At 68.4% G+C, this 14,788-nt stretch carries 16 protein-coding genes and 3 pseudogenes; 12 read left to right on the top strand and 7 right to left on the bottom strand.

The annotated features are described in order from the left end of the window. Positions 1-170: 170 nt before the first annotated feature. Positions 171-401: pseudogene (locus tag OG776_RS04080) on the top strand (TetR family transcriptional regulator C-terminal domain-containing protein); the annotation flags it as partial. Positions 402-549: 148 nt separating this feature from the next. Here OG776_RS04080 and OG776_RS04075 read toward each other — a convergent pair. The 4 genes from OG776_RS04075 to OG776_RS04060 all read right to left on the bottom strand — a co-directional run bounded on the left by OG776_RS04075 (position 550) and on the right by OG776_RS04060 (position 4,778). Further along, the gene (locus OG776_RS04075; protein WP_329318959.1) at positions 550-1,131 is read right to left on the bottom strand and encodes an HD domain-containing protein; all 582 of its coding nucleotides are present in this window, start codon (positions 1,129-1,131) and stop codon (positions 550-552) included. A 510-nt stretch (positions 1,132-1,641) separates the two neighbouring features. After that, a complete protein-coding gene (locus OG776_RS04070) occupies positions 1,642-1,953 on the bottom strand; it encodes a hypothetical protein (RefSeq protein WP_329318957.1) in 312 nt (103 codons plus the stop codon). 101 nt (positions 1,954-2,054) lie between these two features. Beyond that, positions 2,055-4,349: an FxSxx-COOH system tetratricopeptide repeat protein gene (fxsT, locus tag OG776_RS04065; protein WP_329318955.1), complete on the bottom strand. Its 2,295-nt coding sequence runs from the start codon at positions 4,347-4,349 to the stop codon at positions 2,055-2,057. A gap of 3 nt (positions 4,350-4,352) precedes the next feature. Beyond that, the gene (locus OG776_RS04060; RefSeq protein WP_329326330.1) at positions 4,353-4,778 is read right to left on the bottom strand and encodes a hypothetical protein; all 426 of its coding nucleotides are present in this window, start codon (positions 4,776-4,778) and stop codon (positions 4,353-4,355) included. Between the two features lie 520 nt (positions 4,779-5,298). On the opposite strand from OG776_RS04060, the gene OG776_RS04055 reads away from it, so the two are divergent. Both OG776_RS04055 and OG776_RS04050 read left to right on the top strand, forming a co-directional pair. Continuing rightward, complete coding sequence (locus OG776_RS04055; RefSeq protein WP_329318951.1) at positions 5,299-5,589, top strand: WhiB family transcriptional regulator; 291 nt, start codon at positions 5,299-5,301, stop codon at positions 5,587-5,589. Positions 5,590-5,628: 39 nt separating this feature from the next. Next, positions 5,629-6,446, top strand: a protein-coding gene (locus OG776_RS04050; RefSeq protein WP_329318948.1) for an IS5 family transposase whose coding sequence is annotated in 2 segments (ribosomal slippage) — positions 5,629-5,971 and positions 5,971-6,446 — 819 coding nt in all. Because the reading frame shifts where the segments join, the coding sequence is not laid out codon by codon here. A 52-nt stretch (positions 6,447-6,498) separates the two neighbouring features. Here the strand turns inward: OG776_RS04050 and OG776_RS04045 are convergent. Then, entirely contained in the window at positions 6,499-7,296 is a 798-nt protein-coding gene (locus OG776_RS04045) for a helix-turn-helix transcriptional regulator (protein ID WP_329318946.1), read from the bottom strand. 82 nt (positions 7,297-7,378) lie between these two features. On the opposite strand from OG776_RS04045, the gene OG776_RS04040 reads away from it, so the two are divergent. The 4 genes from OG776_RS04040 to OG776_RS04025 all read left to right on the top strand — a co-directional run bounded on the left by OG776_RS04040 (position 7,379) and on the right by OG776_RS04025 (position 9,433). After that, positions 7,379-8,089 (top strand): SDR family NAD(P)-dependent oxidoreductase, encoded by a 711-nt coding sequence (locus OG776_RS04040; RefSeq protein WP_329323645.1) that lies wholly within the window; start codon positions 7,379-7,381, stop codon positions 8,087-8,089. Between the two features lie 482 nt (positions 8,090-8,571). After that, a complete protein-coding gene (locus OG776_RS04035) occupies positions 8,572-8,928 on the top strand; it encodes a hypothetical protein (protein ID WP_329318941.1) in 357 nt (118 codons plus the stop codon). A gap of 14 nt (positions 8,929-8,942) precedes the next feature. Beyond that, positions 8,943-9,155, top strand: a complete 213-nt coding sequence (locus tag OG776_RS04030; protein WP_329318939.1) for a hypothetical protein — start codon at positions 8,943-8,945, stop codon at positions 9,153-9,155. Beyond that, complete coding sequence (locus OG776_RS04025) at positions 9,152-9,433, top strand: hypothetical protein (RefSeq protein ID WP_329318937.1); 282 nt, start codon at positions 9,152-9,154, stop codon at positions 9,431-9,433. The genes OG776_RS04030 and OG776_RS04025 overlap by 4 nt, the downstream gene beginning before the upstream one ends. Here the strand turns inward: OG776_RS04025 and OG776_RS04020 are convergent. Beyond that, positions 9,411-9,731, bottom strand: a pseudogene (locus tag OG776_RS04020) (transposase family protein); the annotation flags it as partial. The gene OG776_RS04025 and the pseudogene OG776_RS04020 sit on opposite strands and share 23 nt — an antisense overlap. Before the next feature lie 64 nt (positions 9,732-9,795). On the opposite strand from OG776_RS04020, the gene OG776_RS04015 reads away from it, so the two are divergent. The 5 genes and pseudogenes from OG776_RS04015 to OG776_RS03995 all read left to right on the top strand — a co-directional run bounded on the left by OG776_RS04015 (position 9,796) and on the right by OG776_RS03995 (position 13,553). Beyond that, positions 9,796-10,626 (top strand): alpha/beta fold hydrolase, encoded by an 831-nt coding sequence (locus OG776_RS04015; protein WP_329318935.1) that lies wholly within the window; start codon positions 9,796-9,798, stop codon positions 10,624-10,626. Continuing rightward, positions 10,619-11,263, top strand: a complete 645-nt coding sequence (locus OG776_RS04010; RefSeq protein ID WP_329318933.1) for a TetR/AcrR family transcriptional regulator — start codon at positions 10,619-10,621, stop codon at positions 11,261-11,263. Before OG776_RS04015 ends, OG776_RS04010 begins: the two co-directional genes overlap by 8 nt. 321 nt (positions 11,264-11,584) lie before the next feature. Next, positions 11,585-11,974, top strand: a complete 390-nt coding sequence (locus tag OG776_RS04005; RefSeq protein ID WP_329318931.1) for a hypothetical protein — start codon at positions 11,585-11,587, stop codon at positions 11,972-11,974. 125 nt (positions 11,975-12,099) lie between these two features. Next, positions 12,100-12,843, top strand: a pseudogene (locus tag OG776_RS04000) (transposase family protein). Between the two features lie 188 nt (positions 12,844-13,031). After that, positions 13,032-13,553 (top strand): hypothetical protein, encoded by a 522-nt coding sequence (locus tag OG776_RS03995; protein WP_329318929.1) that lies wholly within the window; start codon positions 13,032-13,034, stop codon positions 13,551-13,553. A 10-nt stretch (positions 13,554-13,563) separates the two neighbouring features. Here OG776_RS03995 and OG776_RS03990 read toward each other — a convergent pair whose 3' ends face one another. Then, positions 13,564-14,439, bottom strand: coding sequence for an IS5 family transposase (locus OG776_RS03990; RefSeq protein WP_329318927.1), 876 nt, complete (start codon positions 14,437-14,439; stop codon positions 13,564-13,566). Positions 14,440-14,788: the final 349 nt, after the last annotated feature.

Below are 14,788 nucleotides of genomic sequence, written 5' to 3'. Positions count from 1 at the left end.
TAGCCAGTTGATCTGTGCGGTGGTTTGCGCGGAACACTCTTCGATGACGCGGATGAGTTCGCGATCACGGATAGCGCGGGCTGCCTGCCCGACGAGAGTCCACGTGATGTCGAGGAGATTCGCGAGTTGGTGGAGGTCCTGAGGCACTCGCCAAACAGGCAGACCCGAAAGTCGCGGCGCACGTGCACGACACCACGTCGTCGCTGGAAGATGCCCTCTGCGAAGTGATCGCCGAAGCGCAGGAGCAGGGGCAGCTCGCCGCGGAGCGCGATGCCCGCGACTTGGCCCGTTTTCTGATGATGTTCATGCAGGGGCTTCACGTCCCGGGCACCATCGACGGCGACTGCAGCGCCCTGATGGCCACAGTGGAGGCCGCGCTCGCCCTCGTCGGCAAACCCTGAGCCCTGCGGACGTCCCCGTCACTTCCAGGGAAACCCGCGCTTCAGGAGTGGAACCTGTCCTCCAAGGCCATCCGCGGGTAGTACTGACGCCGGGTTGCGGTGCGCAGCGGTCTCCGGCCGGCCGCGGCCCTTCCCAGGGCGCTCGGGTTCAGAACGCTGGATTGACGCCGCCATGGTGCGGGTCGGCGAGGTGTGCGGACAGGAGTACACCGGGCCAGCTGGCCGAAGGCGCCTTTCCGGGAGAGCGCATCGCCTGCTCCACCACGGCGTCGCCGAGCACGGTTTCGATGCTCAGGCGGGGAAGCTCGTCGAGTGACGCTAGCAGCTGCTCGCCGGCGGACTCGATCAGGTCGGAGCGGCCGAAGTCTGCCAATACGCCCAGGCGGACGAGCCTCGTCAGGCCTCCCATACGCTCCGCGATGCCGGGGGAGGTGTGCAGTGCGATGGCCTGCCATACGTCCTGCAGCAAAGGCTCTGGCCACGCCGCGCCGTGCTCGGCCAGGAACATGCGGGCCGCGTCGGCCCCTTCCACCTCGAACCGTTGCGGTCCGTCGTAGCGTTGTGCTGTGCCGGCGTCGTGGAACAGGCAGGCCACTGCCAGCGCTTCGCTTTCGAGCCCGTGGAGTCCCTCTCGGCGGGCGAGATGATCAGCCAGGAGCCAGACCCGGACGCTGTGATTGAAGATCGCCGGTTCGAGCGCGGACCGCACATGGCCGTACGCGCGCTCCACGAGCGGCCCACCTGGAACCATCACGTCACCACACCTCTCACCGCCGGCCGGCCACATTGGGTCTGGCCGGCGTTCTCCGTACGGCGGAAACAGAGCCGCGCGACAACCGGACATCGTGCGAACACCTCCGCGTCGAGCCCGTCAATCCCCCCGCTGAAACCGCCTGGTGAGCCGCAGCGACCGCCTTCTCCGACCGCGCGCATCGTCGGCGGCACCCCCATTAGACAGTACGTTGGACACTGTGTCCGGCAGGGTCTAATGTCGCAGACACGCCGGATCGGGCAGCGCTGGGGAGGCATGGGCAGTCGCGTGGGTGGCATCGCGGCCCTCGCCGCGTGCTTGATTCCGCGGCCCCGGCAGGACTGCTCGTCCCAGCCCCCCGGACCGGACACCGGCCAGGGCCATGCCCGGTCGCCCCGCACCTCCACCCAGCCGGAAGCCTTGTGCCCGGCGGCGGAGAGGGAGCGGCCACATCGTCCGCCGCTCCTACCGCGACCTCATCCACACCGCCTACGAGAACGTCGTCATCGTCCCCGCCGCCCCCCTCCCCGACACGATCAAGGACGGCCAGTTCGAGATCAGCGGCCTCGTCAAAACCGGCAACGAGAACGCGAACGCGGCACCCGCCGCGCCGCCCCCCTCCGCATCGACGCGAGCCGCGGCGACTGGAGCGACATCGAAGCCCTCTGGCTCGCCGGTGACCTGCGCGACGACGACTTCGAGGACCGCTTCATCGACGACATCATCGTCGCCGACATCGACGAAGGCACCGACGGCTGGGAATTCTCTGGCAGCTCCTACGCCGTCGAACTCAGGTGACACATGGTCCGTAAGGAGCCGTGCTGCTCACCTGAGTGATCGTGGGGAGGGAGGGGAAGCCGGCCGTTCTGTGGCGAGGCCTGCAGTTGACGAAGCGGCCGTGGTCAGGCGGATGCGCCGGGGCCTTGGCTGTTCTGCTTCTGCCACTGCGCGAGGTTGTCGCGGACGACGAGGGTATGGGGGTGGTCGGGGCCGAGCAGGCGCACCATGTCGTCCAGTACGTCTGCGAAGGTGGCCGCTTCTCCCTGCTGTGCGCGCCACCGTGCAAGGTTGCCGCGCGCGACGAGCGTCTGTGGGTGATCGGGTCCAAGTACTCGGGTCACATCGCCGAGGAGGTCGGCGAACGCGGATGCGGCTTCAGCCGCAGCCCCGGCTTCCCCGCGCCAGTGCGCGAGGTTGCTGCGAGTGGCGAGAGTGTCAGGGTGATCGGGCCCCAGGATCCGCAGATGGTCGTCCAGCACCGCGGCGCACGCCACTGCGGCGCCGTTCGCGTCGCCCGCCCGGCCATGCCATCCGGCAAGGCTGCTGCGCGTGGCGAGGGTGTTCGGGTGGTCGGACCCCAGCACTCGGATGGTGTCGTTCAGTAACTGGGCGAAGGCGGCTGCGGCACCGGGTGCGTCCCCGGCCGCTCCGCGGTTTTCGGCGAGGTTGCCTCGCACGGCCAGAGTGTTCGGGTGATCAGGGCCCAGCACCCGCACCATGTGGTCCAGCAGGCGCGCGAACTCGGACACTGCTCCGGCCGCGTCTCCTCCTTGCGCCCGCAAGTGAGCGAGGCTGCCGCGGGTAGCGAGGGTGTGGGGGTGGTTGGGACCCAGGACCCGCAAGCGATCCTCCAGCAGGTCGGCGCACGCTGGCGTGGCACTTGCCGCGTCGCCTGCCTTCCCGCGCCAGTAGACAGCGTCGTGACGGAGGGAGAGGACGTAGGGGTGGTCTGCTCCGAGATGCGTCGTGCTGGCGGCCCGCTGGCGCTGGAAGTAGTCGGCCGCCGCCGACGCCTGGCCGAAGTTGCCCAGGCTGTTGCCGGCCCGGAACAGAACGTGATGGGTGTGCGGCCGGTCGAGGCAGCCGGTGGACGAGGCGTGGGCGGCCAGGGCCGCGGTGTTGGCGCGCAACGCCTGGGCGAGATCGGTGTCGCGTTCGACCTTGGGCCAGACGCAGAGCAGGGCGTCGGCGGCCGCGTGGGCGCCCTCCTCGTAGTCGCAGGAGGCCAGAGATTCGCGGGTCGTTCGCTGGACCAAGGCGTGCACGCGAACGGACTGGTGAGGCGACTGGGGAGTGTGGTCGATCAGGTTGAGGCGGTGCAGGAGTCGTGCGGACTGGTGGACCTCCTGCCCGGTCACCGCTCTCGGAGGTGAGGCCCACCGCCACCACTTCCGGCGCGGCGGCGTGCGGGTGCTGTTGGCGGCGAGGTAGTCGCGGGCGGGCCGGGATGTCAGGACGGATTCGGGGATACCGTGGGCGTCGAGCATGGATGCGAGGGCGAGCAGGGGCCGAGCAACGCCTGCAGGGTCCTGTCGGTCTGCGAGGTCGACCGACAGTGTCCAGGTGGCCGTCAACGGACCGCGTTGGTCGTCCGGGAGCGCCCCGGGCCCGGGTAGGGAAGGCGCGAGCGCGCGGTCGGAGAGCAGGCTTCGGTACGCAGCGACATCCAGCGCCTGATCGGTGACGTAGGCCGCTGCCTGGGACAGAGCGAGCGGCAGGTGTCCGAGGTCCTCGGCCAGCCCGACCAACTCATCGACCGGCTCGCTGCGCCCGTGCGCGGCCAGTGTGGCCGCCAGATACCGGGTGGCATCGCCCGTCGTGAACAGCCCGACGTCGATCCGCTTCCGCCTGGTGCCGGTCAACACCGCATCACGGCGCCGGGTCGTCACCAGCGTGCGGCCCTCGGGTCTGTCCGGCGGCCACAGTCCCCTGAGATCCGCGGGGTCCGTAAGGTCGTCCAGCACGATCAGCCACCTGTGGTTCTTCGCCTGCAGCCACGCCAGGAACGCCTCCGCGGCCTGTTCCGGGTCGCCGAGGTCGGCACCGCACAGGTCCGCCGCGGCATGCGCGTAGGCATCCACGATCGCGGTACGGGCAGTCGCCGTGACCCACATCAGCACTTCCAGCCCACCCTCACTCCACGCGCGGAGCGCGTGGTCTGCGGCGAGCTGTGTCTTACCGGCCCCGCCCATCCCGGCCAGGACCTGACACGACACCGCGCTGCCACCGCTCGAGAACGCCTCCCTCAGCGCCCCCGCCTCCGCCCGCTCCAGAAAGGACTGCGCACGCGAGGGGACCACTCCCACCTGGTGCGGCAGCGACACCGGTGCCCGCGGCGCAGTGTGGAAGTGGCTGTGCTGCGTGTTGTGATCGCCGACCTGGAACGCCGTCGGGCCGTGGAAGGTGCCCCCAGCCACGGGTCACGACCCGAACGTGTTGGTCTGCGTGTTGTGGTCGCCGACCTGGAGCGCTGCTGGACCATGGAACACGGGCCCGTAGACCGCCCTCGCCCGGGCGCCCGCGGTCTGCGCAGCCTGCCCCACCTTCATCACCGCCTGCTCCACCGACCGGGCGAACACGACGTCCTGCCCGGCAGCCTCCTCCACAGCCAGCCGCAGCCGCGCCAAGGTAGGCTCCGATACCCCGTCCGGACCCGCGGCCGCCTCCACCGCGGCCTGCTCCAGCACCGGGTTCCCGCCCAACCGGGCCGCCACGACATCGTGCAGGCGGTCCATCCCGGCATCCAGCAGCGTGTCCACCTCGGCGTCCGCTCGGCCCGCCACCCGCCGCGCCTTGCCCACTGCCCACGCGATCAGATACCCGACCGCCAACTCCACACCCACCACGAAGCCCCCAGCGTCCGCAGCCAGTCATCCACCAACGACCGTACGCCCGATGCCCTGCCCGCGGGCACCGATCTCAGCCGCCGGCTTCATCCGGCCGCCAACCGCCGACTCCACGGATGGACAGAGAAGTACGCCACCGTCTGGTGCTCCTCCCGCGCGCTGGTCCCGGCCGTACGTGCAGAGACGGCTTCCGCCAGGCCGCCAAGCCAGCTGACTGTACGTTGAGATCCACCGGAGCGAGGGACGGAGAGGGGCGACTCGCTTCTTCTCGCTGAGTGCAATGGACCGTCGAGCCTCAGCACAACGAACAGGTCCGGGCACTCACCACCCTGCAAATCGGTACTGCAGGGGTCAGCCAAGGCTCCTGGGTTCAGGTGGGTTTCGCGTTCAGTGCGGACGGTGACCTTGCTGATTCGGGGAAAGCGTGGGACGTGAAGATCTAGGCAGGCCGGGGAAGCGTGAGGTTCGCTTTCTCACCGGCGCCTCATAGTTGGAGCGCCCGCAGGGGGAGAGGGAAGCCATGACGAGTGCCAGGGCCGAGTGGCGGGAGAACGCCGCGTGCGGCAGTTCCGACGCGGACGACCTGTTCGCGGACAGTGCACGTCAAAGGCAGGCCAAGGTGGTCTGCGCAGGGTGTCCCGTGCGCACTGAATGTCTCGCCGAAGCGCTTGATGAGCGGATCGAGTTCGGGGTGTGGGGAGGGATGACGGAGCGGGATCGCAGAGCTCTCCTTCGGCGTAAGCCGAACGTGGTCTCCTGGCTCTCCGTCCTGGAAACAGCCCAGGGCAGGATGGCGACCCGTGCCGGCTAAGACCGTGTCCTATGTGGGGTTGGGTCGTTGGGCTTGGTTATGGGGCGGGGTACGTGGAGTTGGATCGTTCCGGACGGGCTGTGGGAGATCGCGGAGCCGTTGATCCCGCCGTCGAAGGTGCGGCGGCAGGGTGGCGGGACGCAGGACACGCCTGATGAGACGCTGTTCGCGGCGATCATCTATGTGCTGGTCAGTGGATGTGCCTGGCGGGCTCTGCCGCCGTGCTTCGGGATATCGAAGTCGACCGCGCATCGCCGGTTCCTGATCTGGTCGCGGGCGGGTGTGTGGGGCCGGTTGCACGAGGAGATCCTGCACCGCTTGGACGATGCCGGCTTGCTCGACCTCTCCCGAGTCGTCCTCGACTCAGCTCATGTGCGGGCGAAAAAGGGGGCGAACTCACAGGTCCGAGTCCCGTGGACCGGGGCAAGCCGGGTTCCAAGATGCACGTTCTGTCGGACGCGAACGGACTGCCCACCGTCGTCGGCGTCTCCGCGGCCAACACCCACGACAGCCTCGCCCTGAAGCCCATGACCATGGGTCACCAAACGAGACACGACCCCCAGCGCGGCCGGTACTTCAAAACCCGACGTCTCCACGCAGACAAGGCCTACGACATCCCTCACCTGCGAAAATGGCTGTGGGGCAAGCACATCGGTGTCCGTATCGCCCGCAAAGGGATCGAGTCCGGTGAACGGCTGGGGCGCCGACGATGGGTCATCGAGCGGACCATGTCCTGGCTCACCGGCTACCGCAGACTCAACCACCGTTACGAACGCCACCCCCGCAACTACCTGGCCTTCCTCGGCCTTGCTGCCGCCCTCTGCTGCTACAAACGACTCATCCGCCTCACCACATAGGACACGGTCTAAGTCGGACCCGGGGCTGCCTGGTGAGCCGCAGCCGCAGGGTTCATCCCTCGGACAGGCGGTGCAAGGCGTGAGCGGTCGGTGTGTGGGGATCGGCAGTCATGAAAAGCACTTGCTGGTCGTCCTCGGGGAGGGTGAGCACGTCGCAGTTGATGCGGAGTTCCCCGAGTTCGGGATGGACCATGGTCTTCCTGCGATGCCCGGGGATGCGCAAAGCGGGCGAGGCCCAGATCTCGCGGAACTCCCCGCTGCCTGCTTCGAGGTCTGCCAGGAGGCCGGACAGATCCTTGTCATGGGGATAGCGGTCGGCAGCAGTGCGCAGACGGGAGACCGCGATCTCGGCGAAGTCCTCGTGGCCGGTGGTCAAGATCTGTTCGCGGAGCAGGAAACGGCGGCGTGCCAGGTTCGGACGGGAGTCGAGGTCGCCGAGCAGTGCCTGGGCCAGCGGGTTCCAGGCGAGGACATCGTAGTTCGCAGCGGTGACCAGGGCGGCCGTGTCCGGCAGTCGATGGATCAGGTCGGTGATGTGACTGCGTACCTGCCGCGGGGGTGTCGTGGGCGGACGGGGCGTCTGGCCGGCCAACTGGAACATGTGGTTGCGTTCGGCCGGAGCCAGGCGGAAGGCCATGGCAAGACCGTCCAGAATCCGCGGGGAGGGGCGTGGCCCGCGTGCCTGCTCAAGGCGCACGTAGTAGTCGACCGACATGTGCGCGAGGTCTGCGATCTCTTCCCGTCGCAGCCCGCCGGTTCGGCGGCGTGATCCCGGCGGCAGGGCCACGTCCTCGGGGCGCAGCCCCGCGCGGCGGACACGCAGGAAACGGGCCAGTTCCTCTCGGGCCACCTGTACCTCTACCTCCTCGGCTGTGTCTGGCTGGTATCGATTGTCCCTGGTTGCGTGCCGGGCCGGCCCGGACACTGACAGCATGGATATCTCGACAGCGCTTGTCACGGGCGCCAACAAGGGCATCGGCAAGGAAATTGCCCGGCAGCTGGTCCAGGCGGGACTGACCGTCTATGTGGGCTCGCGGGATGCGGAGCGCGCGGAACGTGCCGTCGCCGACATAGGCGGCGATGCGAAGCCACTGGTCATCGACGTCACCGATCCGGTGAGTGTCGGTGCGGCTGCGGAGCGCATCCAAACCTTGGACGCCCTGATCAACAACGCGGGCGTCTCCCCGTCGGAGGGCAAGGGAGCACAGGACGAGGACGTCGACACCTTCCGCCGTGTCTTTGAGACGAACGTGTTCGGCGTGGTCGCGGTGACCAACGCCTTTCTGCCGGTCCTCCGGCGCTCGGCTCACCCCCGGATCGTGAACATCTCCAGCGGGACCGGATCGCTGGACGCCGCGGTCACCGAGCACGCCGGCTATCGGGGTCGCTTCGCCTCCTACCGTTCGTCGAAAGTGACCCTGAACGCGCTGACCGTGTTCTACGCCCAGAGCCTCGCCGAGGACGGCTTCAAGATCAACGCCCTGGCACCCGGACTGCGGCGGACCTCTCTGAATGCCGCCGCGGCCGCCGCGGGCGGAGACCCGGCCGAGGCAGCCGCCGGCGCCGTCCGGCTCGCTTTGCTGTCCGACGACGGACCCACAGGCGCATTCTTCTCCTGGGACGGGACACCCGTCGCCTGGTAGCTTTCGGGCTCCGTGGCTGTCCGACCTGTGTTCTCAGGGTGGACCTGTCCCAGGCCAGCGTCGACTCCACCACCGCACGCGCTCACCACGACGCCGCCGGAATGCACCTGAGCCAGGACGTGCTCACCGCCCTGGAGAGCCGCCACCGAAGAGGACAAGGCTAGGTCAAAGAGGGCGGCCCGGAAGGACAAAACGGGCAGGATGGAAACGACCCCGGGCGATGGTGCGCGGCCACCAGTTCGGCGGGGCGGCCGACGGTTGCCACGCGGATCCGCCCACTATGCCCAGGTCAGTTCGCCCATGGTGGGGACGAGTGAGTCGAGCTCGTTGAAGACAGGATTGGCAGGTCGAAAGATGTGCTGGTGAGCGCAGCAAAGACTGAGACGCAGCAGCCGGTGCCGGGTCTGCAGAGTTCAGATATCGCACAACCATTCGATTGAGAATCCGCCAGTTGGATCGGCGCTTTGGCCAGGCACCAGGGAGTGGAGGTCAAGACGCTGCTGGGCGAGTTTCACCTGAACAAACTGGGCGGCCTGTCGATGGTCCAGACTCGGCTCTCGGATCCGGTGACCCGTTGGATCCACCGGATGACCGGGATCGACGAGCCTGCGCTGCATTCGATGACCTTCGCCCGATACGCAGGCAATGCCTTGCCGCACCTGCCGGTCCACCCGTGGACGGACACAGCTATGGACATCCCGCATCCGCGCCTGACCCGGCTCGCCCTCGTCGCGCTGGTGGACCTCTGCCGGCTCACTGTCCTTCTCACCAACCAGCGCCATCGTCGGGCACCTGGGCCCCGCCAAGCTCGCCGGGCTCGGCGCAGCCGGAGCCCCTGAACACGCTCGTCAACGTGTGCAGCTTCCTCGCCTACAACACCACCGCGGTGTGGGCTGCGGGCCGGCCAGGCACCGACGCGCTGGCCGCGAACATCATCGCCGCGAACCTGTGGATCACGCTCGCTCTCGCGCTCGACGTCCTCGCGATCGCCGCGCAGGCACTGGTCGGGCACGAGCTGGGCGCGCCCGGCGGATCGGGCAGACGAGGCGGGTGGTCGCACAGATGAACTGGTGGGGGCTCTGGTTCGGGGTGGTCACCGGCGTCGGATTGGCGGCGCTGGGCCCGGTGCTAGCCGGGGCATTCACCAGCGATCAGGCGGTGGCGCGCGTGCTGATGCTGGGTTCGATCGTCGCCGCGGTCTTCCAGCCGGCTGCCGGGGTCGTGTCCGTGCTCGACGGCGTGCTCATCGGCGCGGGCGACGCGGTGTTCCTGGCGTGGGCGTCGCTGGCGTGCACGGCCGTGTTCCTGGGACTGAGCGTTTTCAGTGTTGGCTCTCCGGGGTGAGGACGGTTTTGGCGATGGCGGTCATGTGGTTGGGGCTGATGCGGGATCTGTGGAAGATCTGCCAGGCCTTCAGTCGTGCCATGCCTCGCTCGACAGGTGCCCGTATTGCGGACAAGGCCCGGTTTCCGGTTCGCTCGGTGGGCGTGAGGTCGCCGCCTGGCGGGCGGCGCTTGGCGGTGGTGAGCCAGGCGCCAGCACCGATGGAGGCCATGTCGGCGAGGATGGGGACGCCCTGGCGGGCGCTGCCGGCGAGCCCCCGGATGTGACGCAGGGGTCGGCATTGATGCACACAGCGTGATGTTGACGCGCTTGGCTACTCCGATTAGCTTATGGCTAACGCTTCTAGCCATTGGAGAACGGCCATGACTGAGTACCTCACCATCGACGACGGCGAGATCGCCTACGAGGTCACCGGAGAGGGGCCGCTGGTCGTCCTCGTCCCGGGCATAGGGAACAGCCGCAACGCATACCGGTTCGTGACGCCGCGGCTGGTCGAGGCTGGCTACCGGGTCGCGGTCGTCGACCTGCGCGGTTGCGGTGAATCAAGCGCGCAGTGGCCCTCCTACACCCGCACCGACATCGCCGGCGACCTGATCGCGCTGATCCACCGGCTCGGCGGTCCGGCGGTGCTGGTGGGTCACTCGATCTCCGGCGGTGCCGCCACCATCGCGGCCGCCCAGGCACCCGATCTGGTCACCGGCATCATCGAACTGGCACCTTTCACTCGCAAGCAGACGTTCACGCTGGGCGATCTGCGGGTCAGCAGCTACCGCAAGGGCATGCTCCGGATGCTCGGCACCATGCTCGGCTCTCTGACGTCCTGGAAGAGCTACCTCGCCCTCGCCTACCCCGGGAGGAAGCCGGCCGACTGGACCGCCGACCTGGCCCGGACGGATGCCATGCTGCGCGAGCCCGGCCGGATGAAGGCACTGCAGAAGATGGCGCAGGCCGCACCGACCGACGCCGGCGCTCAGCTGGCGAACGTGCACTGCCCGGCTCTTATCGTCGAAGGCTCGCTCGACCCCGACTGGGCCGACCCGCGAGCCGAGGGCGAGGCGATCGTGGCCGCCATGCCGGCCGGAACGGCCCGCCTCGCGATGATCGAGGGAGCCGGTCACTACCCGCACGTGCAGCACCCCGACGAAGTGGTTTCCCTCGTGATCGACTTCCTGCAGGTCAGCGCCCGTGCCTAGGGCAGGACTCACTCCAGCCACGGTCATCGAGGCCGGGGCGGCGCTCGCCGACGAGGTCGGCTTCACCAACCTGACCATGGGCCTGGTGGCTGAGCGGCTCGGCGTGCGCACACCATCGCTCTACAAGCACGTCGATTCTCTCGACGCCCTTCGTCGCGGCATCGCCATCCAGGCCAAGCGCGAACTCACGCACGTCCTGGCCCGGGCGGCAGTCGGCAAGTTCGGCCCCGATGCGGTCCGCGCGTTCGCCGACGCCTACCGCCGTTGGGCCCTCGACCATCCGGGCCGCTACGCCGCGACCATTCGGGCCCCCGCAGCCGATGACGAGGAGGACAAGCACGTGAGCAACGAAGCGGTGCGGGTCCTGTACGACGTCCTTGCGGGCTTCAAGCTGCCCGACACCCGTTTCGTCGACGCCGCCCGATCACTGCGGGCAGCGATCCACGGCTTCGCCGCTCTTGAAACCGCCGACGGCTTCGGTCTGAATCGCGACGTCACCGGCAGCTACCACTTCCTCATCGACAGCCTGGTCGCCGGTCTGCAGGCCGACCAGCTCGGTCGCGCCGCACCCCCAGAGGACGACCAATACCCCTCCAAGCACCGCTATCACGAAACTGGGACGCCGCCCCCCAGCTGAGAGCGACCGCCCGGTGCCCACGGCGGGACCCTGCGGTCTCATCCGGTGACTTGCGGTTCGGCCGTCCTGTTCGAGGTGAATTCCCTCGGACCGATCGGCTCCGATTCACGATCACGGATCGGGCATACCCGTAGGCATCCACCGCGCCGCACCGCATCGAGACGCTTGAAGCAGCCGCCGGCGTCCAACTCGGCACCCACATCGACGCCGGCTTCACCCGGCGATCGCCTTCGGTCACGGCCTGCGGGCCGCCACCGATCCCCTCGACTCCAGACCGGACCCTCAGCGCCCGGTCGCGCTGATCAACGACAGGCGGACATCATGATCGACACAAACACCACCACGAGACAACCCGGGCACGACTACCTCCGAGGCGGCCTGCGTTTCACCACCGAGCTGATCGCCTGGGTGGCCACCCCCTGGGCCCTTTGGCCATACTCCATCCCGCTGGCGATCGGCGCCGTCGTGCTGCTCATCGGCCTGCCCACCCTCTTCAGCACCCCGGGCGACCGGCCCGGCGGTGACTCACCCGTCGCCGTGCCCGGCACCGTCACCATCCTCTTGGTCCTGATCCAGCTGGTGGCGGCGACAGCGGCCGCATGGGCGCTGTGGCCCACCTGGACCGCCGCAACAGTGACCTTGCTGTGCCTGATCGTGCCGTTCTCCGAACTACCGCGCTGGCGCCACCTGATGAGCGCGACCGGTCAGTGAGCCGTTTCAGGATGGCCACTGATCGGGTGACGGCACAGGGTGAGTGTCGGGGTGCGCAACGGACTGAGCTCCCCTGCCGTTGAGGGAGGTGTTCGACGCCTCCACTCAGCATCACAGGAGCCTTCTTGGTTCCGTATCCCGCCGCGCTGGACCTGCCCCCCCGCTCTGGTCGAGTGGGTCACGAAGCTCATCGTCACCCGTGAAGGTGACCGGCGGTGCAAACTCATGCCGCACCGGCGTGCGCTGGTCGCATTGGTATACCTGCGCCGCGACGACACTCTCGCCCGCATCGCGGCGGGCTTCGGGATATCCGTCGGCACCGCACACCCCTACGTCACCGCGGTCACCGAGCTGCTCGCCGAAAAGGCGCCGGGCCTGCTGAAGACGCTGCGCTCGCACGACCCGGACTTCGTCCTCCTCGACGGCACGCTCGCCGAATGCGACCGCGTCGGCGACGGCAAAGCCGACTACTCCGCGAAGCGCAAGAGGCACGGGGTGAACCTGCAGGTCGACCCGGTCGGAGAGATCTGTGGCTGTCCCCGGCCCTGCCGGGCCGTACCCACGACCTGACGGCCGCCCGCACCCACAAGATCCTCCGGATCTGCGCCCACCAGGGCGTCCCCGTCCTCGCCGATATGGCCTACGTCGGTGCTGGCGCCTGGCTCGCCACCGCCAGGCGCCGCGCGCCAGGCGGCGAGGTCACGCCCACCGAGCGAACCGGAAACCGGGCTTTGTCCGCAGGACGGGCACCTGTCGAGCGAGGCATGGCACGACTGAAGGCCTGGCAGATTTTCCACAGATCCCGCATCAGCCCCAACCACATGACCGTCATCGCCAAAGCCGTCCTCACCCTGGAGAGCCAACGCTGAAAACGCTCACTGCTCGCGATCCTGTTCGCGGCGCACGGCGATCTGACCTGGCTGTGGATCGCGGTCGGTGTCTCACCCTGGCGCGGCTCGCATGCCTGTGGTTCCGGGCGCGGGGCACTGCGTGGATGCGCGTCGGCGCGCAGCCGGAGCCCTAGGGCGTGTGTCGGAAGTGCTCTAGGTTGGCTGACGTGAACGCGCGGGGGCGGAGTTACCGATATGTCGGACCGGCTGAGTTGAAGGCTGCGGTGCGGCCCGGTGACGGCGGCCGTCGGATCGGCTCGGCGGCTGACTTCGGTGGCTGGATCGTGGAGCAATCGGCGGCGGAACTGACCGAACCGTTCACCTTCGTGATCGATGTGGACGGTGTGCTCCGGCTGGCCCCGCGGCGAAGTGAGCACGTGGCCTGTGCCGGCGGAGACATGGTTCTGAGTGCCGGCGAGATCAGCTTCATGCGCGAGGCGGACCGATGGACCGTGAGCGAGGTCAGCAACCAGTCCACCGGGTACTGCCCGGACGTCAACTCCTGGGCGGAGGTCGCCCAGGCTCTGGACGCTGTAGAGCTCCGGCGGCCTTCCGGCTTCACTCACGAGGTTGTATTCCGGCGGTGCCCCGACTGCCAGGAGCACAGCATCGTGCGTGAGGACGACTTTATCTGCGTCTTCTGCGGCAGCGATCTGCCCGCGACGTGGAACGTGGATCCCACCGCGTGACGGCCGGGGGTCAGAGCCACTCGTTGATGGCAGCGACGAGCACGATCGCCTCGTAGCGGACGGCGAGCTTGTCGTAGCGTGTGGCGACAGCGCGGTGTCTCTTGAGCCGGTTGATCCCGCACTCGACCGCATGGCGCTCGCGGTAGTCGGCCGGGTCGAAGCGCGGAGGTCGGCCGCCGCGGGAGCCGAGCTTTTGGCGGTTGCGTGCCTGGTCAGCCTTGTCCGGGATGGTGCACCGGATCCCGCGGCGGCGCAGATAGGCACGGTTCTTGCGGGACGCGTACGCCTTGTCGGCCCGCACGCGATCGGGGCGGACGCGCGGCCGGCCCAGTCCGATGCGAGGCACACGAACCTTCTCCAGCACGGGTTCGAATTGCGGTGAGTCTCCGCGCTGTCCTGCCGTCACCACAATCGACATGGGCTTCTGACCTTGCTCGACGGCGAGGTGCAGCTTGGTGGTGAACCCGTCGCGTGACCTTCCTAGCCCGTGATCATGGGGCTCGGTGAACACGCCACCTGGTGGTTCCTTCTGCAGATCGCCCTGGTTGCGGGCCCCGGCCGCGTGCTGATGGGCGCGGCAGACCGTGGAGTCGACGTTCAGGTCCCACGTGATCTCGCCCTTCGCGTCGGCCAGAGACTGCAGCCGGGTGAGGATCCGGTGCCAAGTGCCGTTCCGCTGCCATCGGCGGAACAGGTCGTAGACCCGGCCCCACGGCCCGTACTCGACGGGCATGTCCCGCCACGGGACACCGGTACGGACCCGGAACCGTATGCCGTCGATCAACTGCCGCCGAGGCCAGACGGGCGGCCGCCCCGCCCTGCCCCCCTTCGACAACAACGGCTCCAGCACCGCCCACTGCTCGTCCGTGAGATCTCCCCGCCCCATGAACCGTGATCATTCACAGTCCAAGATCGAGTTTCGATACACGGCCTAGTCAGCGGGACGTCGGTGGCTCTATGCGTGCCGTCACTGCCATGTCTCCACGAATACCGCGAACCCTCGATCGGTCAACGGGAAGGGCTGCGGGCGTCACGCGGTCGGGCCTGCGGCGGGCAACTCGCTGTTGCGGTTTGCGCTGCTTCCGTCCCCGGGACTTGGCCATGCCCGGGAGCCTAGGTGTTCTATCCACGGAGGTTGGTGACAGCACCTGGTCGATGGGCGCTCCGATGAAGCGGCGATGTCGACCGGACCGCAGTACGACAAGGGCGGACGCGGCGATCGACCGGCTTCGCGA

This window comes from Streptomyces sp. NBC_01689 (assembly GCF_036250675.1).
In the GTDB taxonomy this organism is placed as follows: Bacteria; Actinomycetota; Actinomycetes; order Streptomycetales; family Streptomycetaceae; genus Streptomyces.
Note: the sequence above shows the minus strand (reverse complement) of the source record. Positions and strands in the feature narration are given on the sequence as shown.

Coding starts and splice junctions, on each gene's coding strand:
- OG776_RS04055 (WP_329318951.1), top strand. CDS start 5,299: ATGACGAGTGCCAGGGCCGAGTGGCGGGAGAACGCCGCGTGCGGCAGT.
- OG776_RS04025 (WP_329318937.1), top strand. CDS start 9,152: ATGAACTGGTGGGGGCTCTGGTTCGGGGTGGTCACCGGCGTCGGATTG.
- OG776_RS04040 (WP_329323645.1), top strand. CDS start 7,379: ATGGATATCTCGACAGCGCTTGTCACGGGCGCCAACAAGGGCATCGGC.
- OG776_RS04005 (WP_329318931.1), top strand. CDS start 11,585: ATGATCGACACAAACACCACCACGAGACAACCCGGGCACGACTACCTC.
- OG776_RS03990 (WP_329318927.1), bottom strand. CDS start 14,439: ATGGGGCGGGGAGATCTCACGGACGAGCAGTGGGCGGTGCTGGAGCCG.
- OG776_RS04015 (WP_329318935.1), top strand. CDS start 9,796: ATGACTGAGTACCTCACCATCGACGACGGCGAGATCGCCTACGAGGTC.